Genomic DNA, 19,205 nt, shown 5'->3' on the forward strand with positions numbered 1-19,205 from the left:
CGGAACTTCCCTCAGTTTGGCGTGTTCTCGTAGAAGATTTGTCGGCTCAGGAGGACAGCATGATGTCAGCCGTACCGCCGCAAAAGAATTCGCGCCGGGCGTCCGGATCTCTCGCGATGCCGCAACTCGTCGATGAGGAAGCCGAGGCGTTTGTTGCCGAAGCACTCACTGAGCTCGTTCGCTCCAAGATACCCTTCCTGGTGGCGGGTACCTTTGCCGTCAGCGCCTATACCGGCATATCAAGGCCGACGAAGGATCTAGACATCTTTTGCAAGGCGGGCGACTACACCCGCATCCTCAAGCACTTTAAGTCCCGCGGGTATGCGGTCGAAATCGAAGACGACCGGTGGCTCGGGAAGGTGTTCAAGGGCAGATTTTTCTTCGACGTAATCTTCGCCTCGCCGAATGGAACGATGCTGGTCAACGATGGCTGGTTCGCCCATGCGCTGCCTGTAAAAATCAGCGGTTGTCCCGTCTCTATCGCTGCGCCGACCGAATTGGTGTGGTCGAAGTCCTTCATCCAGCTTCGCGAACGCTACGACGGTGCCGACGTGGCGCACGTGATCTTGAAGGCGCACGACAGGATCGATTGGGCAAGACTGCTGGAATACATGGAAGTTCACTGGGAGGTGCTGCTTATCCACCTCCTCAATTTCCGGTGGATCTATCCGTCCGAGCGCAACAATGTTCCGCAGTGGTTGTTGGACGAACTCTTGAGCAGGCTTTCGGCGCAACGGGATCTGCCGCTGCCGCAGACGAAAATCTGCCGCGGGCGCATGTACTCGCGCCCTGACTACGAGATCGACGTCAGGGAATGGGGATTTGCCGATGTCGGCGGCGACGTTGAGATGCGCGAAGGAATAGAGGAGCAGACACCATGAGCAAGCTGAAGGTCGCCGCCGTAGCCGACCTCCACATGAAAGAGGACAGGTCCGTCTCCTATGCGGAGCTGTTTTCCGAGATTTCGCAAGCCGCTGACGTGCTCGTCATCGCCGGCGACTTGACGGACCTGGGCAAGCCGGTTGAAGCCGAACTCCTGGCGGACGACTTGAAGTCCTGCACGGTTCCCGTGGTCGCCGTTCTTGGAAATCACGATCACCAGGGCGATGCGACGGAGGAAGTCTCCTCCATCCTCCTCAAGGCTGGCGTCCACCTTCTTAACGGCCAGGCGATCGAGATCGCGGATGTGGGATTCGCCGGAACCAAGGGCTTCATCGGCGGCTTCGGCCGGCACATGCTGGGTTCCTTCGGCGAGGCTGCCATTAAAACCATGGTTTCCGAGAGCGTGGACGAGGCCATGCGCCTGGAGAATGCCCTGAGAACCACCAGGGCAAAGCGCGCCCTTGTCATTCTGCACTATGCCCCGATCGTCGAAACAGTGGCGGGTGAACCCAAGGAAATATATCCGTTCCTCGGTTCATCCCGTCTTGCCGAGACCATCGACCGCTTCCAGGTCAGCGCGGTCGTTCACGGCCATGCGCACAAAGGGACCTATGAAGGGCAAACGCCGGGCGGCGCTCCGGTGTTCAATGTCGCGGCGCACATCGAAAAGCCAACGGGCCGACCCTACGCCATTCTCGAGCTTTGACCATGCGGCAGCGTGTCAGCCCTGACGTGGCGTCTGATAAGACGCGCGTGCGCTTTAGAGCGTTTCCGGGTTTGATTGAATCGTTGCCGATTCCCGAATCGTCGTTCCTGTGATTCAAGATGCTGGCTGGAAGGAGGCCAGCATCGGATGACGCGACCCTTATCGAATGACCTTCGCGACCGCGTTTTGGCAGCGGTTTTGAGCGGCGAGACCAGCCGTGTGGTGGCGGCGCGCTTCGGAGTTGCCGTCTCTTCCGTGGTGAAATGGTCGCAGCGCTATCGTGCGACCGGTTCTGGCGCACCGGGCAAGATGGGCGGCCATCGCAAGCGTGTTCTGGAACCGCATCGCGCCTTCATTGCCGAGCGGCTCAATCAGAACCCGCATCTGACGCTGCATGGCTTGAAGGATGAACTGGCAAGACGCGACGTCACGGTCTCCCACAATACGATCTGGGAATTCATCCGGCGCGAGGGACTGCGCTTCAAAAAAAACGCTGTTCGCCCTTGAGCAAGCCCGCTCCGACATCGCTCGCAGGCGGGAGCGATGGAAGGCCTTTCAGCGCAATCTCGATCCTGAGCGGCTGGTGTTTATCGACGAGACCTGGATCAAGACCAACATGACGCCGCTTCGAGGCTGGGGACCAAAGGGCAAGCGCCTGCGTGCCTTTGCTCCGCACGGCCACTGGCGGACGCTGACCTTCCTCGGTGCCTTGCGCAGCGATCGGCTGACTGCTCCCTGTGTCTTCGACGGACCGATCAACGGCCAGTGCTTCCGCGCCTATGTCGAGCAACAGCTCGTGCCCGCGCTCAAACCCGGCGATATCGTCATCATGGACAATCTCGGCAGCCACAAATCGGCAGCTATCCGGCAGATCATAAAGGCGGCCGGTGCACGGCTCTGGTTCCTGCCGCCCTATTCGCCGGATCTCAATCCGATCGAGCAGGCTTTCTCCAAGATCAAGCACTGGATGCGGCAAGCCCAGAAGCGAACCGTTGAAGATACCTGGCGACACATCGGAGCGCTCGTCCAAACAATCCACCCAGACGAATGCTCAAACTATCTGGCCAACGCAGGCTACGCTTCCGTCAAAACATGAAACGCTCTAGAGATCGCCCAAATTTGAATTCATCTGGTGGCCATACTGGCGACCAGATCGCTGAACCTTTCGCCCTGGATGCCGACATGGCTGCGCAACAGCCGGCGGGCCCCCTCCCCGTCCCCGGCAAAAATCGCGTCGACGATGCCGCAATGCTCCGAGTAGGACGTTGAGAGACGATTGCGCACGCGCAGCTGCAGTCTTCGATACGGGCGCAGTCGGCGATGCAGTTGCGTGCATTGCTCCTCGAGGAATTCGCTTCGACTTGCCGCGTAGATGGCCTTATGGAACTCCTCGTTGTCGTAATAATAGGCGTCGCTGTCGCCGACCTTCGCCGAGTGCTCGCAGCGCTTGTGGGCCGCCGTGATCGCCTGACGGGAGTCCTCGTCGAGGCGGCGGGCGGCGAGCGATCCGGCTAGGCCCTCGAGCTCGGCCATGACCTCGAACATTTCGTAGATGCGGTGCGGTTCCGGATCGATGACCACGGCGCCTCGGCGCGGCCGAATTTCGATGAGGCCGATCGCATTGAGTTGCATCAGCGCCTCGCGAACCGGCGTTCTCGATACACCGAAACGGCTGGCCAGCACCATTTCGTCCAGCCGCTCGCCAGGGGCAAACTCGTTGGAAAGGATTGCGTTTTCGATCTCGTCCCGAAGCCAGCGGCCAACATTTTCGGACATTCGTTCGGTCCTCATAATACAAACATGCCATTCTTGTATACACGATCATTGACGTCGTGCACGTAATGTGCCACCTTATATACTATACTGCCAAGTCCCAGAATTGAGAACGCTGGCGAATGGACGGCCTGCGGACTCGTCCAAAAGCAAAGGGAGGAGAGTGGCATGCCTGGAACCTCTTTTTTCAGCGACATGCTGCAGGGCATCACCGAGCGCGGGCGCAAGCTGCTGTTTGCCGGCTCGCGCACCGCGGAGGGAGCCGCCGAAGTCGATCTCGAGACGCTCTGCGAAATGCTGCTGTCGAGCCGCGGTGAAGCATCTGGCATGGCCATTGCGGCCGAAATCCTGGAACGCTGGAGCAAACTCGAAGGTGCCGGCGTGCAGCAGTTCCTGCAGATGCTTTCAGAAAAATTCGGTGCAGAAACGGCAAAGCTCGACAAGGCCGTCGACAGATACCGCGCGGAAAGAAGCGCTGCGACAATCATTGCTCTCCACAATGCAGCGGAACCGCGGCGCCAGGAACTGCTGCGACGGTTGAATTTGGCACCAAACGGCACGGCCAAGCTCGTCCAGATGCGTCAACAGCTTCTCAGTCTCCGGGAACGGTCGGAGGAATTCCGCGCCGTCGACGCCGACTTCGCCCACCTGTTCGGCTCCTGGTTCAATCGCGGATTCCTTACACTCCGGCCCATCGACTGGTCGACGCCGGCGCACATCCTGGAAAAAATCATCAAATACGAGGCCGTGCATGAGATCGCCGGCTGGGAGGAATTGCGCCGCCGCCTGGCGCCGGCAGACCGGCGCTGCTTTGCCTTCTTCCATCCGCGGCTTGTGGACGAACCGCTCGTCTTCGTCGAGGTAGCGCTCACCCGAAGCGTGCCAGGCGCCATCAAGGACGTGCTTGACGAGGGCCGAGAGCAGATCAGTGCCGATCAGGCGACAACCGCCGTCTTCTATTCGATCTCCAACTGCCAGGACGGCCTGCGCGGGATCTCCTTCGGCAACTTCCTGATCAAGCAGGTCGTCGAAGACCTGCGCCGGGATCTTCCCGGTCTCAAGAATTTCGTCACGCTATCGCCCGTCCCGGGCTTTGCCCGTTGGCTCGCCAAGGCGCTTAGCTCGGAAGCCGACCTCATGCTGACGGCCGAGGACCATAAGGTGCTGGCGCTGCTTAATGAACCGGGATGGGCTGATGACGATAGTAGGGCAAACCAGGTCGAGCGCGTGCTGCTGCCGCTCGCAGCGCATTATTTCCTGATCGAACGCACGCCGGAGGGGCGCCCTGTCGACCCGGTCGCTCGATTCCATCTCGGCAATGGCGCGCGGCTCGATAAGCTGAATTTCCTCGGCGATCGCTCGCCCAAGGCCATGCAGCAGGCGCACGGCCTGATGGTCAACTATCTCTACAAGCTCGAGGACATCGAGGCGAACCACGAGGCCTTGGCGCAACGCGGCGAAGTGACCGCATCGCCGGCCGTCAAGAACATGCTTGCCCGGAATGGAGAAAATCGTCGCGCCGGCAAGCACGAGCAGGTTCCGCGTCGATTGGTGCAGGTCATGAACGCAAAGATTGGAGGAGGGCGCAAGTGAGCAACCATCTGTTTGATGCCATTCGGTCCGCAGCTTCCGGCGATACACCATTCATCCGGATCAATGGCGGTCGGATTTGGACATATGGTGACGCGCTCGACCTTTCGGGCCGCATCGCCGGCGCGATCGATACGCTCGGCATCCGCCCGGGCGACCGGGTCGCCGTGCAGGTCGAAAAGAGCGCCGAGGCCCTGATCCTCTATCTCGCCTGCCTTCGCTGCGGTGCGGTCTACCTGCCGCTGAACACCGCCTACACGCTCGCCGAACTCGACTATTTCATCGGCGACGCCGAACCGCGGCTCGTCGTCGTTTCCTCGGCCGCTCGCGAGAGCGTCGAGAGAATCGCCGGGTCTCACGGTGCGATCGTGGAAACGCTCGATGCCGACGGCACGGGCTCACTGCTCGATCTTGCCCGTGACGAGCCAGCCGACTTCGTCGATGCCTCCCGTTCGGCCGAGGATCTGGCGGCAATCCTCTATACCTCAGGAACGACGGGGCGCTCCAAGGGGGCGATGCTGACCCACGGCAACCTGCTATCGAATGCCGTGACCTTGCGCGGCTGCTGGCGCGTGACCGCCGGGGATCGGCTGATCCATGCCTTGCCACTCTTCCACACCCACGGGCTGTTCGTCGCCACCAATGTCACGCTCATCGCTGGCGCCTCGATGTTCCTGCTGCCGAAGTTCGATCCGGACGAGGTCCTGTCGCTGATGCCGCAGGCGACGCTCCTGATGGGGGTTCCGACCTTTTACGTGCGCCTGCTGCAGAGCCCACGCCTCGGTCGGCAAGCCGTCGCGAATATGCGTCTCTTCATTTCCGGTTCGGCGCCGCTGCTTGCCGAAACGCATATCGAGTTCCGGAAGCGCACCGGCCACGCCATCCTCGAGCGCTACGGCATGACCGAAACGAACATGAACACGTCCAATCCCTATGATGGAGAACGGATCGCAGGAACGGTCGGCTTTCCCCTTCCCGGTGTCACGGTGCGCGTGACCGATCCCGCCACGGGCGCAGTGCTGCCGCCTGATGAAACCGGCATGATCGAAATCAAGGGACCGAACGTCTTCAAGGGCTACTGGCGCATGCCGGAAAAGACCGCCGCGGAATTCACCGCCGACGGATTTTTCATCAGCGGTGATCTCGGCAAGATCGACAGGCAAGGCTATGTCCGCATCGTCGGCCGCAGCAAGGACCTGGTGATTTCGGGCGGATACAACATCTATCCCAAGGAGGTCGAGGGCGAGATCGACCAGCTCGAAGGTGTCGCCGAAAGCGCCGTGATCGGCGTGCCGCATCCCGATTTCGGCGAGGGCGTCACCGCCATCGTCGTACGCAAGCCCGATGCTATGTTGGACGAAATGGCCATCCTTGGCGCTCTCCAGGACCGGCTCGCACGCTACAAGCAGCCAAAGCGCATCATCTTCACCGAGAACCTGCCGCGCAACACGATGGGCAAGGTCCAGAAGAACGTTCTGCGGCAAAAATACGCCGACCTCTACGCTGAGACGTAACCCGTCCGCGCGCCCTCTGGGAGGACGGCGCGCGGATATCTTCAATTCTTGAAAACTTGAGCTACCGGCGCTGGAGGCGTCGGAGGGAGGGGAATCATGAGCATCGAAATCCTATCGATATTGCTGCTGATCGCCATGTTCGTCATCGCGACGATCCAGCCGATCAACATGGGTGCGCTGGCGTTCGGTTGCACGTTCCTACTTGGATCGCTGATCATAGGCATGAAGGCCAACGACATTTTCGCGGGCTTCCCGAGCGACCTGTTCCTGACGCTGGTCGCAGTTACCTATCTCTTTGCCATCGCACAGATCAACGGCACCATCGACTGGCTCGTCGAATGCGCCGTGCGGCTGGTACGCGGGCACGTCGCCTGGATTCCCTGGGTCATGTTCGTCGTTGCCGCCGTCATCACCGGTTTCGGCGCGCTCGGCCCGGCCGCGGTGGCGATCCTCGCCCCGGTCGCCCTGAGCTTTGCCGTGCAGTACCGCATCCACCCGGTGATGATGGGGCTGATGGTCATTCATGGCGCACAGGCCGGCGGCTTTTCGCCAATCAGCGTCTATGGCGGCATCACCAACCAGATCGTCGCCAAGGCCGGACTGCCCTTTGCGCCGACGTCGCTTTTCCTCTCCAGTTTCTTCTTCAACCTGGCGATTGCCGCGCTGGTCTTCTTCGTCTTCGGCGGGGCGCGGGTCATGAAGCAGAAGTCGGCCGCCTCCGGCCCCTTGCCCGAACTCCACCCCGAAGGCGTGTCGGCGTCGATCAGAGGCCATGGCGGCACGCCCGCTAGGCCGATCAGAGAACATACTTACGGTACGGCAGCCGACACTGCAGCGACCCTGCGGCTGACAACGGAGCAGATGACAACCTTGCTCGGCCTCACGGCGCTCGGCATCGGCGCACTGGTCTTCAAGTTCAATGTCGGCCTGGTCGCGATCACCGTTGCCGTCGCGCTCGCACTACTCTCGCCGAAAACCCAGAAGGCGGCGATCGACAAGGTAAGCTGGTCGACCGTGCTTTTGATTGCCGGGATCATCACCTATGTCGGCGTCATGGAGAAGGCCGGCACGGTCGACTATGTCGCCAACGGCATCTCCAGTCTCGGTATGCCGCTCCTGGTGGCGCTGTTGCTCTGCTTCACGGGCGCCATCGTTTCAGCCTTCGCCTCCTCGACGGCGCTGCTCGGCGCCATCATCCCCTTGGCAGTGCCGTTCCTCCTGCAAGGCCACATCAGCGCCATTGGCGTCGTGGCGGCGATCGCCATATCGACGACGATCGTCGATACCAGCCCGTTTTCAACCAACGGCGCGCTCGTCGTTGCCAATGCTCCGGATGACAAGCGCGAACACGTGCTGCGCCAACTGCTGGTCTACAGCATGCTCATCGCCATCATCGGGCCCGTCGTTGCCTGGTTGGTCTTCGTCGTGCCTGGCTTGGTCTGACGGCAGACCAGCGTGTCGCCGCGTCGGCGTCAAACACCGATTGCAACGATTGTCGATGAGCCTGCCGTGACAAGCGCCGGTGCGTGGTGCTAACGCGCGGATCGTCCTGCACCACGCCTTCCGGGATCCCGATATCCTTGTCGGGAGGCGGTGCCCGCCCTGCCGAGCGTCCGGACAGGCTCCTCTGCTCCTCGATTGCCCCGCTGTGGACGTCCATTCAGAGCAAGCGCAGACTTTCTGCTCGCGTCAGAGATAGATCTTCATTGCCCCCGCTTGTTTGCGCTCGACCACGACAAGGAGAGCCGTCCGCCCGGCTCCTGTTGCACGCCAGTCCCAAACCGCCGGCTGTTCCGGTCGAGCGCTGCTGCGAGCCACTCAACGTCCTCTGTGGCTGGATAAGCGAGACTGAAGCGATGAGCCTGGAGGGGGGTGATTTCAAGCGCCGTTAGGTCGCCATTCGCCGGGTTAATGTCGGCAAAATACATCAGACGCAGGTCGCTCCGAAATTCTTCGTACCCCGCAATGCCTTCATAGTCATTGAGGAAATCACCGCAGCCATACAGGATCAGGCGGTTGCGATAGACTTCGACCGCTTTGGCGTGGTGCGATGAGTGTCCGTACACGATCGACACGTCGGCATCGTCAATAAGCGCATGCGCAAATTGCTGCTGAGCGACGGGTATGTCATGCCCCCAGTTGGGGCCCCAATGAATCGATGCGACCACCACATCCCCTGGCCGCTTCATCTTCACGATATGATCGGCAACGCGACTGGCACTGGGCGGAGTAAGATCCGGCAGAAAATTCACGCCTGCTCTGGTCCTTGCCGCGGCCCAGCCTCGTGGTATCCCGGCCGTCGGCGCCGCAAGCGCAAACACGAGCACGCGGCCTTTTTTACCCATCGCCAGGACGGCCGGCGCGCTGGCTTCGGCCAAGTCGTGTCCGGCGCCGGCCGTCTTGATTTTCAACCGGCCCAATACTGCCAAAGTATCGAGCAGGCCGGCAGGTCCCCAATCAAGGACGTGGTTGTTGGCAAGGACACAGCAGTCCACGCCGGCAGCGACAAGGCAGGAGGCGTTTTCGGGGCTCATTCGATAGTTGATGCCCTTCGGGACGTAATCGTTGCTGCGGGTTATGGCCGTTTCGAGATTGACGATGCGAACATCCGGACTCGCGCGCTCGAGTTCGTCCAACGCCACCCCCCAGATATAGGTTGGAGCCGCCGTCCGCGGAATCGGCCCGTGCGCTCGCTCCGCCAGACGAACGTAGTCACGGGCTGATTGACAATAGCGCTCATGCAGAATCGGATCGCACGGAACGGGCAGCACCTGATCGATGCCCCGTCCGGTCATGACGTCACCGCAAAGGAAGAGTTGCATATGCAGATCGTTCTGGAGCGACTGTCCCATCAGATGCCCCTTTTACGGCTGCTATCGCGCCTGCTGCATGTTTTCCTTAAATCGCAGCCGATTTAAGGAAACATGCAGCAATTCAAAGTGCTACAGCGGCCTTTGCGCGTCCTATAAGACGCGCGGCGCTGTAGGGAGAATGGACGTCCAACCTATGCCGCAACGATTCAGCCCGTCCTCGGGCATGTGTTCATCGATCAGGCAGCCAGCGATGCGGCCCCCGGCAACCGCAACGCGCGCTCGTCGGCTTGGTAGTCGAAATGATCGACGGGGTATCCTGCAAGCTGCGGCAAGCGCTCTCGCCAATTGTCGTTTCCAACATGCTGGACGAGCCATCTGACGGCAGGTTCGACCGATTGTGCATAGGTGGCTTCGGCGCTCGCCGCACCCGTGACTATCATGGGCTGAGGGATCGACCATGGGGTTGCACCAAGCTTCGGCGGATAAGCGGGCGCATCAGGCAAGCCGACGAGCTCCGCCCGCACATCCATGACGTCCATGATCGCGCGGCCGATCTCAGCGACAGTAGGGCTATCCGCGTCAGAGACGTTAGCAATCGCCGGCAAGTTTCCCGCCGCCGCTCGACCTACCGCGTCGGCGATCGCCGCGACGGATGTGGTCTGGAATTGGCTTCGTCCCCTATAGGCCAAGGGGATCGCAGCCCTCCCGTCGAGCAGCCTTTTCACCAACCACCACTCCCGGGCATGTTTGCTTTCGGGTCCGTGGATGGCGCAGGGACGCAGAATCGTCACCGGGCACGCCGCGCGGCTCAGAAGCGCGCTTTCCATCGCGACCTTTCGCGTCGAGTAGGTCTCAGGCCCGGGTGCGACCGTCGGACTCTTCTCGGTCAACGGCACGGAGAAAGCAGGAAATCCGAGGCCGGACGCCTCATCCAGCGTTCGCCCTTCATCATCGCGATAAACGCTCGCGCTTGAGATCGCCAAAATGCGTCCCGCCGCGCGTCCCGCCTGAGCAAGACATTCTGCATCGGCCGCATCGAAGGCCACGCAGGACATCAGCAGATCGGTATCCGAGCCCACCACGGTGCACAATTTCTCAGCGTCGCGTGCATCGGCTTCAATGTGGTGACAGTTATCCGGCAGAGCTGTGGGGTGGCGGCTTACGACCGTCACCTCCCACGCTTCACCAACCAGGCGACGGGCCGTTGCGAGGCCGATCTGTCCGGTCCCTCCAACAATCACGGCTTTGGGCATCGCTAAACTCCTTCGCCGATCTCAATCGTCGCACCGCATCCTTGTGCAGAACGGTCGGCTTGTCCGCATGTGTCGCGAGCGCTCTGGCTAGCCCGGCCATCGTTTCGGCGCCCACGAAGGCCGCGACCAGGGGCTAACACCTAATGCATTGTTGTACGGAAACTAACACACAATTCGCTTCCGTTAAGTTCGCGCCAGCCCCAAAGACCGAATACCGTTCAAACCGACGCCACAGGCCGCGCCCCTCACCAGACGCGGCCTGTGCATTTTTGACGGCTGGGTGAATGCGGGTCGTCTCAGCCGTCGTTGAGGACAAGGCCCTTGGTGAGCTCCAACGCCTGCCGCTCGAAGAGGCCACGGTAAATGCCGCCCTTCAGACGAATGAGCGTGCCATGATCGCCCTCTTCGGCGATACGACCGCGGTTGAAGACCAGCAACCGGTCGAGCGCACGTACCGTTGACAGCCGATGCGCGATTACCAGCGTCGTGCGCCCCATCATCAGCCGCTCCATCGCCTGCTGGATCAGCACCTCGGATTCGGAGTCGAGGCTCGATGTCGCTTCGTCGAGGATCAGGATCGGCGCGTCCGCAAGGAATGCCCGAGCGATGGCGACGCGCTGACGCTCGCCACCCGAAAGCTTGACGCCGCGCTCGCCGACCAGCGTGCCGTAGCCTTTCGGGAGAGCCGCAATGAAATCATGTGCGCTCGCAAGCCTTGCCGCCTCCTCGACCTCGCGCTGGGTCGCTCCGGGGCGCCCATAGGCGATGTTCTCCGCAAGCGAACGATGGAACAGGATCGGCTCTTGCTGCACGATGGCAATCTGCTGACGGAGCGACGCCTGCGTCACGTCGGCGATGTCCTGCCCATCGATCCTGATCTCGCCCGCCTTCAGGTCGTGGAGGCGCTGGACCAGCTTGACGAAGGTCGTCTTGCCCGAACCGGAATGCCCGACGAGGCCGACCCGTTCGCCAGCACGGATGGACACCGAGAAGCGGTCATAGAGCGGTGCCCGGTGCGCGCCGTAGTGGAAGGTCACGTCCTTGAACTCGATCTTGCCGTCGGTGATGCGTATCGGCTTGGCACCGGCCCGGTCTTCGATACCGAGCGGCTGGGCATGGATGTCGACAAGCTCTTCCATGTCGTTGACCGACCGCTGCAGGTTGCGGATGTGCATACCCACTTCGCGCAGATATCCTTGCAGGATGAAGAAGGATGTCAGCACGAAGGTAATATCGCCGGCGCTCGCCTGCCCCCTCGCCCATAGCACCAAAGCAAAACCGATCACCGCGGCGCGCAGCATGAGCAGCATTGCGCCTTGGGCCGTGCCGTTGACTGTTCCGCGGGTCCAGGTGCGGCGGGTCCGGTTCTGCCACTTGCCGAGAACCTTGGCGAGGCGTTGATCTTCGCGATTTTCGGCGCCGAAACCCTTGACGACGATATTGCAGCTGATGGCGTCGGCCAGTGCGCCGCCGAGCCTTGTATCCCAGCGGTTGGCTAGGCTTGCCATCGGCGCCACATAGCCGAGCGACAGGGCGACTGTTATTGCAATGAAGGCGATCGACCCGACCCCGATGATCACGCCCATCATCGGCCAGTACCAGGCCATCAGCGCCGTCGAGCCCACCAGCATGATCACCGACGGGAACAACGCCACCAGCACCGTGTCGTTCAAGAGATCCAGCGCCCACATTCCGCGCGTCACCTTGCGCACGGTCGAGCCGGCGAAGCTGTTGGCGTGCCAGTCACTGGAAAACCGTTGGATGTGATGGAAGGCGGCCGAGGCGATATCGGACATCATCTTCAGCGTCAGGCTGACGATGACCATGAATGTCACGTGCCTAAGCACGATCGCGCCGAGCGACAGCGCCATCAGCATCAGGAAGGCCGCGACTGCCGCGTTCCAGGCAATCTCATCGGTCGGCGCGCCGGAGACGACGGCGTCTACGAGCCTGCCGGAATAAAGCGGCGTCAACACGTCGGCAAGCGTGGAAAGAAGCACGGCTCCGAGGATCGCCAAGAGCCGCGCCGGCTGCCTCTTCCAATGAGCCCAACAAAAGCGGAAGACACTACGGAACGCGCGGTCGCGCGCCACAAAACGAGTAAATGTCATATGAATGCCCGGTGACGGTGCACCGGCCTCAAAATCTGGTCACGAAAGAAATGCCGTCAGGAAAGCGACTCGTGCGGCATCAATGAATCGGTGCAGGCTCCAAGGCGGAGAGCACCGGACGAAGCCAATCCCCTAAGCTGCGATCAGAAGCGCAAGCGCCGCCCATGTCACACGGAGAATATTGGATCGCCCGATAGGGAGAAGGAAAAAACGGTCATCTTAGCCTCCCTGATTCTGACTGCCGGAAAACCCTTTATAGTTGAACTCAGCCTGTGCGCCAAGCGCGGATATTGTATTTCGTCGTCGCTACCAGCAAAGTGCAGCCTGTTTGCAACAGTCGCCCGTCACCCGCCAGCGCGGAACAGCGCGTTGGCTGAAAATCCCGCCCGTTTCGCAGAACTTTTACAAAGTGCTGGGAATTTCGCCGCTATTCGTTGCGAACGCTACGACGGTTCCTATTGAAACTAGATGAGATTCTCGAGGTTGCCTGTGCAGAACAACAACATTCTTGTCGTCGGCGGCGCCGGTTATATCGGCTCCCATACCTGTCTCCAGCTGGCCGCCAAGGGCTACCAGCCGATCGTCTACGACAACCTCTCGAACGGCCATGAAGAATTCGTCCAATGGGGCGTTCTCGAAAAAGGGGACATCCGCGACCGCAAGCGTCTCGATGACGTTCTCGCCCGGTATCGGCCGCGCGCCATCCTGCATTTTGCGGCGATGATCGAGGTCGGCGAGTCGGTGAAGGATCCGGCGGCATTTTACGACAACAATGTCATCGGCACGCTCACCTTGCTGTCGGCGGCGCTGGCGGCCGGGATCGACGCCTTCGTGTTCTCGTCCACCTGCGCCACCTACGGGCTGCCCGATCGCGTGCCGATGGACGAAACCCACAAACAGGCGCCGATCAACCCCTATGGCCGCACGAAATGGGTCTGCGAGCAGGCGCTGAAGGACTACGACCTGTACAAGGGCCTGCGCTCCGTGATCCTGCGTTATTTCAACGCCGCCGGTGCCGACTTTGAAGGACGGATCGGCGAGTGGCACGAGCCGGAAACCCACGCGATCCCGCTTGCGATCGACGCGGCCCTTGGCCGGCGGGAAAGTTTCAGCGTGTTCGGCACCGACTACGATACCCGCGACGGCACCTGCGTGCGCGACTACATCCACGTCCTCGACCTTGCGGATGCGCATATGCGGGCGGTCGACTACCTGCTCGACGGTGGCAACAGCGTCGAGCTCAATCTCGGTACCGGCACCGGCACGACGGTCAAGGAGCTGCTGAGCGCAATCGCAAAGGTTGCGAAGCGGCCGTTCAATATCCGCTATACCGAGCGGCGCGAAGGCGACTCGACCACGCTGGTCGCCAACAACGACAAGGCACGCGCGGTGCTCGGCTGGGAGCCGCAATACGACCTTGCGGCGATCACAGAATCCGCCTGGAATTGGCACTCACGCAGAAATCAGGGCGCCTGATTTCTGCGCCGCTACGAGAAAATTCAAAAGCGCTACAGCGCGGTGCGTGTGAAAGACGCGCGGCGCTGTAGACGTGTCCCTCCAAGGAAACTTGCCTCGGCCTAAATAGTAGTTGGTGGGCAGCGCACCCCTGCGCCGACACAGGCAAGCGCTCCAATGCAGGCCTAGCCAGCCAGGCTTTGGGCCGCCGGGTGCATGCGCTTCCGATAAAGCAACGGACGCTCCAGCATCGCATAGCCGGCAACGCCGATCGCCGTGCCGGAAAGCACCGAAATAGCCATCGCTATCCAGGCATCGATCCCGACCATCGAAGCGGCCTTGGCGACGACGGAAATTGCGAAAGTGTGCCAGATGTAGATCGAGTAGGAAGCATTGCCGAGAAGGTTCGGCAACGGTAGCGAACGGATATATCCGCGCGCCTCGATCGAGAGGACGCCGACGACGAGCATCACCGCAAGCGGACCAATTGTGAATTCGTCGAACGGCAGGCGGAGAAGGCCGACAAATGCGAAACCGCCGAACGAGCAAGCGATCAGCGCTACGCCGACCGCCAGCGGCGGCACCCTGCCCTTCAGCCAAAACTCGCCGACCACCATGCCTGCCACGAATTCAAGTATGACCGGACGTGTATAAGTCAGCATCAAAGGATGGTCGAAGCTGGTCACCAATCCGGCCACGATCAGTAGAGAGAACAGACCGGCGATCGAAGGCAGGCGCCAGTTTCGCGGCAGCAACAGCGAGACCGCGAACACAGCGTAAAATAGCATCTCGAAATTGAGCGTCCAGCCCTGCACCAGGACTGGCCATATCTCGCCGTTGCTCGGAGAGCGCATTGGCAGGAAGAACAGCGAAGCGAGCGCATGCCTAACGGATAGAACCATGTTCGGGAAGAGCCCCGCGATCCCTCCGGCGACCATGACCATGGTCGCCAGCCAATAGATGGGCACGATGCGGCGGATGCGGTCGACCATGAACTGCGCCGGCGTGACGTGCCGGCGATCGCTGATCACCCACATGATGAAGCCGCTGATGACGAAGAAGACGTCAACGCCGGCCGCGCCGATCGCGAAATGATGGCCAGTCTTTTCTGCGGCATGGAATATCACCACCGCCAGCGCTGCCGCAGCGCGCAGGTATTGGATCCCGTGGATCGTTTTCATTGAGCGCCCCCACGACGCAGTATTGTCCGATTATGCGCTGAAACGAACTCTGTAGGCTGTGGAACGCCCGTCTTCCGGCCATAGCCAGTTCATGGTCGGTCGCGTGCGCTTGATCGTCAGCTTGCCCGCCGAGAAATACAGCAAGAACGACCCGACGTGATACGGGTTAAGAATGTCGACCTCGACGAAAGATCGGATGAGAAGCAGTATTGCTATGCCGAAGAGCACCATCGAATCCGGATCGCGTTCTTCCGAAAGCAATCGCTTCAGGTGGCCGAAAACCGTCGTGACCAATACCATGGTCAGCAGCAGGAGGCCGATCGCCCCCGTTTCCACGATTGCCTCGATATAGGTATTATGAAAATGGAAGCCGGAGCGTGCGGTGATGTAAAATTCTTCCCAAAGCCGCTCCGCCTCCGAAAATCCCTGGATCCAGTAGGCCTGGTAGCCGCCCCCGAAGATCGGCGACTCCATTGCCGCCTCTATGCCCTGCTGCCAGAGATAGGTGCGGCCGGTGAGGGTCGAATTCTTGCCGAAGGCGCCAAGTACCACATCGATGCCGCCGCTATAGGCGATCGCAACGGCTGCGACGACGCTGAACATTGCCGCAGCGAGGAAAAGGCCCTTGCGGTTTGACGGCCGCAGGGTGGATATCACCCGCATTCCGAGGGAAAGACCGATGATTGCTACAGTCGTCAGGACCGAGGTCGCCGACTGCGAGGCCAGCAGCGAGTAGGCAGAGATCAACCCGGAGACACCCGCCGCCGCCATCCAGACGCCGCGCTCGCCAAGGGTGAAAACGGCAACGAAGGCGAAATAGATGCCTAACGACGCGTAGAAGCCCAGTTGGTTCTTCGATGAGAAGGCGCCGACAAAACTGAACGTACCGTCCAGCGGATCATAGTGATACACGCCGAAAACCAGCGAATAGAGAAGGACAAGGGCGACGCCGGCGATCCCTCCGCGCGTCAGGGTCGGGATGTCGATCGTCCGCATGGCGATCAGCGCACAGACGACGTGGCTGAGATACTGCACTCCTGTGCGCATCGTCATCCCGGGCGCCGCCGACCAGAAGAACGAAAGACAGGCAAAGACAGTGAAGGCGACGATCCAGAGATACTTGCCGTAGTTGCCTAGCACCTTGCGGTAGTCGACGAGGACCAGAGGCAACCATAAAGCGTAATAGAGCAGGATCGAGACCTGTCCGAAACGCGGCGAATAGGCGAAGACGAACAACGACAGCGCCACGGCCAGCGTGCCGTAAAGCTGATTCGTCCCGGGACTGACGAGGCTCGCCTTCGAAATCCGCATGCTGGAACTCACCGCATCGCCAGCGCAGCGCTTACCTTGATGACGTCTCCGGGCAGCACCTCGGTGTTCTCGTCCGCCGCGATCTCCGTGGGCTTGCCATCTTCTTCACGGATGATCGAATAGGTGATGTTCGCCTCGGAATTTTGTTCTTCCAATTGTGCCGCTTCGGCCGATTGCAGCAGTGCCTCGGCCATCAGGTCGCGACTGGTGCCGGCCTTCAGCGTGAGCGTGTCGAGTTCAGCCTCGGTGTTTTGCAGTTCCTGGGCGAGTTGCTCGTCCCAATCGTTGCGGAGATTGGTCTCGTCCTGCGTCGCCTTGTTGTAATCCTGCTTTGCCTTGAGCGAATTGGTGTCGATGTCGAGCAGCGACGACTGGACATCCGCAACCCTTTGTTCGAGCGCGAGTTTGCGCTGGCTCAAAGCCAGTCCCTTTTCGGCGAGGCTGTCGACCTTCTCGCGATCTTCCATGACGAGTTCAAGCTGGCGAGCCTGCGTCTCTGATTTTTTCCCAAGCGACTCGATCTCGCTTTGAAGAAGCGATTTAAGATCGGCAAGAGCGTCCAGTTGTCGCTCCTGGCGCTTGTCACGCGACTCCATCAAAGCCGTCTCGTTGGCGAGCAGCTTTTCAATCCCCTCAGCGTTCTTGAGTTCGCTGGGCAATTCGATCTTGTTGCGCTTGCCGATCTCAGCCTGGAGCCGGGCGCGGCGGATGAGCAGCCTGTTGCGCTCCGCGACCTGCACGGCAGATTCGCCGCTCGCGGTGATGTAGTCGCGGACAAAACGCCCGCCGCTTTCGGCGCGGCGCAACCCGCCGCTGAGGCTGACGGCCTTGAGCACGGTCATGTTCGGCACATAGGGATACTCGCCCGGGGTCTCCACCTCGCCGGTAAGGTAGACGGGACGGTACTGCGCCATTTCGACGGACGCCGAAGGCCGGTCGCGCAGACCAAAAAGCTTCTGCATCTGGATGCCGATCTCGGCCGCGACTTCCGTCGTCGTCTTGCCTGAGGCAGGCAGGTCGCCGACAAAAGGCAGCGATAGATTACCCGACGCGCCGATCGTGTATTCGCCGCTGACGGCCGACCAGTCGCGCACCGCGCCCTGGGCCGTCTGCCACTCGGCAACGCGCACACGCAGCTTGTCCATAGCGCCAAGCCGATATTCGTCGGCTTGTGCCGCGGTCGCTCCTGAAGCGGCGATGACCGCGATCAGCACGACGCGGGCGAAACAGGAAAGCTTTTTGGAGACGCCGAACGTCCCCGAAATTTTGATAGGTTGCATTTTCGTGATTTCCTGATGCCTGACACTGTCTCGACCCCGGAGGGTCATTCAGTGCCAAGGTTTCAATAGCTGCCGCGGGAGAAGCAGACGGCAGGGATCGTCTTGACGACGATGGCAAGGTCGGCAAGGAGCGACCAGTTCTGGACGTATTGCGTGTCGAAGGCCACTCTGGCCGCGTAGGATACGTCGTTACGGCCGCTGATCTGCCAAAGGCCGGTCAGACCAGGCCGGGAACGCAGGTAGTAGACGGCAGCCGAATCATAAAGCTCGAGCTCGTCCTCTACGACCGGGCGCGGACCGACCACGCTCATCTCGCCGCGGAGAATGTTGAGGAGCTGCGGCAGCTCGTCGAGGCTAAGCTTGCGCAACACGGCACCCACAGCGGTTACCCGCGGGTCGTCCTGCAGCTTGCGGGTCGTACGCCACTCTTCGTAGGCGTCAGGATTCTCCTTGAAATAGTCTTGCAGCACACCATCGCCGTTCTGCATCATCGTCCGGAATTTCAGGCACTTGAAGGCCTGACCGTTGTGACCGATGCGACGGTGTCCATAGAAAACACTCCCGCCATCAGAGAGCTTCACGAGCGCCATGATGAGCAGGAAGAGCGGGCTGAAGAAGATGAGAGCCAAGGACGCAGCGGCAATGTCAAAACTTCGTTTTGATATGCCGCCGATCGGCCGGAATACCCCGGTCTCTTTTGCGATGAAAAACGGCGAACTGGCCGAGCGAGTCGCGGACTTCATAGAGGTGACTCCATTTACGTTTTGCGATTGTCGGTCCCGCAGGACGCGGGTCATCTAGCGCGAGTGTATGGTGAGAATTTGTTTTTTGAAGGCGAAATCAAGGCGGCGTCGCCGCGCCCCGTCTCCAAACCGTTTTGACCGATCGGACGCAGGCACTATTACTAAAATTTAATTATAACGATCTGAAATTTATAATTACGACAATTTGTCACACGATTGCAACGTTGAAACATCGGCGCGATTTAATTCTTTCGGATCGCGAAGTATTACAGGAAACGGATCGTCGTTTCACTCTGACGGGCGGAGGCGCCGCCGGCACGAAATTGACAAGGGCTAATTCCGGCTCAGCTTTTTGCATTGCATCATCATATTGCAGTGCACATTTTCCTCACGCTTTCTGTGCGTGAGTTGTAACAAAAGTTGATCCGCTAAAAACGTTTTCGCTGAGCCGAAAGATGCAGCAATCAGAATGAGTTCGCAATTCCCCCTGACAATTTAGGGGACCCGTCAAGGAACCATTTTTGAATCCGGCATTCGCGCAGTTCTGGTGCGTTCACTCGATATTCAACTCTTGTTTGTACTCACCAAGCCGC

General features: G+C 60.4%; 15 protein-coding genes. 7 read left to right on the top strand and 8 right to left on the bottom strand.

Features of this window, described 5'->3' with window-relative positions; genetic code table 11:
• Window positions 1-59: 59 nt before the first annotated feature.
• From PZN02_RS21750 to PZN02_RS21760, 3 genes are all read left to right on the top strand, one after another.
• Window positions 60-881, top strand: coding sequence for a nucleotidyltransferase family protein (locus PZN02_RS21750; RefSeq protein ID WP_280662749.1), 822 nt, complete (start codon window positions 60-62; stop codon window positions 879-881).
• Complete coding sequence (locus PZN02_RS21755; protein WP_280662750.1) at window positions 878-1,588, top strand: metallophosphoesterase family protein; 711 nt, start codon at window positions 878-880, stop codon at window positions 1,586-1,588. Before PZN02_RS21750 ends, PZN02_RS21755 begins: the two co-directional genes overlap by 4 nt.
• A 147-nt stretch (window positions 1,589-1,735) precedes the next feature.
• Window positions 1,736-2,684 (top strand): IS630 family transposase gene (locus PZN02_RS21760; protein ID WP_280662751.1). Its coding sequence is split into 2 segments (ribosomal slippage): window positions 1,736-2,071 and window positions 2,073-2,684, totalling 948 coding nucleotides; the frame shifts between segments, so codons are not numbered across the junction.
• Window positions 2,685-2,713: 29 nt separating this feature from the next.
• On the opposite strand, the gene PZN02_RS21765 is transcribed toward PZN02_RS21760, so the two are convergent.
• Window positions 2,714-3,364 (bottom strand): GntR family transcriptional regulator, encoded by a 651-nt coding sequence (locus tag PZN02_RS21765; protein WP_280662752.1) that lies wholly within the window; start codon window positions 3,362-3,364, stop codon window positions 2,714-2,716.
• Between the two features lie 165 nt (window positions 3,365-3,529).
• On the opposite strand from PZN02_RS21765, the gene PZN02_RS21770 reads away from it, so the two are divergent.
• From PZN02_RS21770 to PZN02_RS21780, 3 genes are all read left to right on the top strand, one after another.
• A complete protein-coding gene (locus PZN02_RS21770; RefSeq protein ID WP_280662753.1) occupies window positions 3,530-4,954 on the top strand; it encodes a malonyl-CoA decarboxylase in 1,425 nt (474 codons plus the stop codon).
• Window positions 4,951-6,465, top strand: coding sequence for a malonate--CoA ligase (locus tag PZN02_RS21775; protein WP_280662754.1), 1,515 nt, complete (start codon window positions 4,951-4,953; stop codon window positions 6,463-6,465). Before PZN02_RS21770 ends, PZN02_RS21775 begins: the two co-directional genes overlap by 4 nt.
• Before the next feature lie 96 nt (window positions 6,466-6,561).
• Complete coding sequence (locus tag PZN02_RS21780) at window positions 6,562-7,908, top strand: SLC13 family permease (RefSeq protein WP_280662755.1); 1,347 nt, start codon at window positions 6,562-6,564, stop codon at window positions 7,906-7,908.
• 260 nt (window positions 7,909-8,168) lie between these two features.
• On the opposite strand, the gene PZN02_RS21785 is transcribed toward PZN02_RS21780, so the two are convergent.
• The 3 genes from PZN02_RS21785 to PZN02_RS21795 all read right to left on the bottom strand — a co-directional run bounded on the left by PZN02_RS21785 (window position 8,169) and on the right by PZN02_RS21795 (window position 12,642).
• Entirely contained in the window at window positions 8,169-9,317 is a 1,149-nt protein-coding gene (locus PZN02_RS21785; protein ID WP_280662756.1) for a CapA family protein, read from the bottom strand.
• Between the two features lie 197 nt (window positions 9,318-9,514).
• Window positions 9,515-10,531 (bottom strand): NAD-dependent epimerase/dehydratase family protein, encoded by a 1,017-nt coding sequence (locus PZN02_RS21790; protein ID WP_280662757.1) that lies wholly within the window; start codon window positions 10,529-10,531, stop codon window positions 9,515-9,517.
• Between the two features lie 296 nt (window positions 10,532-10,827).
• Window positions 10,828-12,642, bottom strand: coding sequence for an ABC transporter ATP-binding protein (locus PZN02_RS21795; RefSeq protein WP_280662758.1), 1,815 nt, complete (start codon window positions 12,640-12,642; stop codon window positions 10,828-10,830).
• Window positions 12,643-13,110: 468 nt separating this feature from the next.
• Between PZN02_RS21795 and galE the strand changes: the two genes are divergently transcribed.
• Entirely contained in the window at window positions 13,111-14,118 is a 1,008-nt protein-coding gene (galE, locus tag PZN02_RS21800; protein WP_280662759.1) for a UDP-glucose 4-epimerase GalE, read from the top strand.
• Between the two features lie 164 nt (window positions 14,119-14,282).
• Here the strand turns inward: galE and PZN02_RS21805 are convergent, their stop codons facing one another.
• From PZN02_RS21805 to PZN02_RS21820, 4 genes are all read right to left on the bottom strand, one after another.
• Entirely contained in the window at window positions 14,283-15,278 is a 996-nt protein-coding gene (locus PZN02_RS21805) for an acyltransferase family protein (RefSeq protein ID WP_280662760.1), read from the bottom strand.
• 30 nt (window positions 15,279-15,308) lie between these two features.
• Complete coding sequence (locus PZN02_RS21810; RefSeq protein ID WP_280662761.1) at window positions 15,309-16,589, bottom strand: O-antigen ligase family protein; 1,281 nt, start codon at window positions 16,587-16,589, stop codon at window positions 15,309-15,311.
• 8 nt (window positions 16,590-16,597) lie between these two features.
• Complete coding sequence (locus tag PZN02_RS21815; protein WP_280662762.1) at window positions 16,598-17,869, bottom strand: polysaccharide biosynthesis/export family protein; 1,272 nt, start codon at window positions 17,867-17,869, stop codon at window positions 16,598-16,600.
• Window positions 17,870-17,931: 62 nt separating this feature from the next.
• Window positions 17,932-18,612, bottom strand: a complete 681-nt coding sequence (locus PZN02_RS21820) for a sugar transferase (protein WP_280662763.1) — start codon at window positions 18,610-18,612, stop codon at window positions 17,932-17,934.
• Between the last annotated feature and the right edge of the window lie 593 nt (window positions 18,613-19,205).

This window comes from Sinorhizobium garamanticum, assembly GCF_029892065.1.
Lineage (GTDB): Bacteria > Pseudomonadota > Alphaproteobacteria > Rhizobiales > Rhizobiaceae > Sinorhizobium > Sinorhizobium garamanticum.

What these genes read in the sequence shown, in the direction of transcription:
- PZN02_RS21750 (WP_280662749.1), top strand. Translation starts at nt 60, where the DNA reads ATGATGTCAGCCGTACCGCCGCAAAAGAATTCGCGCCGGGCGTCCGGA.
- PZN02_RS21755 (WP_280662750.1), top strand. Translation starts at nt 878, where the DNA reads ATGAGCAAGCTGAAGGTCGCCGCCGTAGCCGACCTCCACATGAAAGAG.
- PZN02_RS21765 (WP_280662752.1), bottom strand. Translation starts at nt 3,364, where the DNA reads ATGTCCGAAAATGTTGGCCGCTGGCTTCGGGACGAGATCGAAAACGCA.
- PZN02_RS21770 (WP_280662753.1), top strand. Translation starts at nt 3,530, where the DNA reads ATGCCTGGAACCTCTTTTTTCAGCGACATGCTGCAGGGCATCACCGAG.
- PZN02_RS21780 (WP_280662755.1), top strand. Translation starts at nt 6,562, where the DNA reads ATGAGCATCGAAATCCTATCGATATTGCTGCTGATCGCCATGTTCGTC.
- PZN02_RS21785 (WP_280662756.1), bottom strand. Translation starts at nt 9,317, where the DNA reads ATGGGACAGTCGCTCCAGAACGATCTGCATATGCAACTCTTCCTTTGC.
- PZN02_RS21790 (WP_280662757.1), bottom strand. Translation starts at nt 10,531, where the DNA reads ATGCCCAAAGCCGTGATTGTTGGAGGGACCGGACAGATCGGCCTCGCA.
- PZN02_RS21795 (WP_280662758.1), bottom strand. Translation starts at nt 12,642, where the DNA reads ATGACATTTACTCGTTTTGTGGCGCGCGACCGCGCGTTCCGTAGTGTC.
- galE (WP_280662759.1), top strand. Translation starts at nt 13,111, where the DNA reads ATGAGATTCTCGAGGTTGCCTGTGCAGAACAACAACATTCTTGTCGTC.
- PZN02_RS21805 (WP_280662760.1), bottom strand. Translation starts at nt 15,278, where the DNA reads ATGAAAACGATCCACGGGATCCAATACCTGCGCGCTGCGGCAGCGCTG.
- PZN02_RS21810 (WP_280662761.1), bottom strand. Translation starts at nt 16,589, where the DNA reads ATGCGGATTTCGAAGGCGAGCCTCGTCAGTCCCGGGACGAATCAGCTT.
- PZN02_RS21815 (WP_280662762.1), bottom strand. Translation starts at nt 17,869, where the DNA reads ATGCAACCTATCAAAATTTCGGGGACGTTCGGCGTCTCCAAAAAGCTT.
- PZN02_RS21820 (WP_280662763.1), bottom strand. Translation starts at nt 18,612, where the DNA reads ATGAAGTCCGCGACTCGCTCGGCCAGTTCGCCGTTTTTCATCGCAAAA.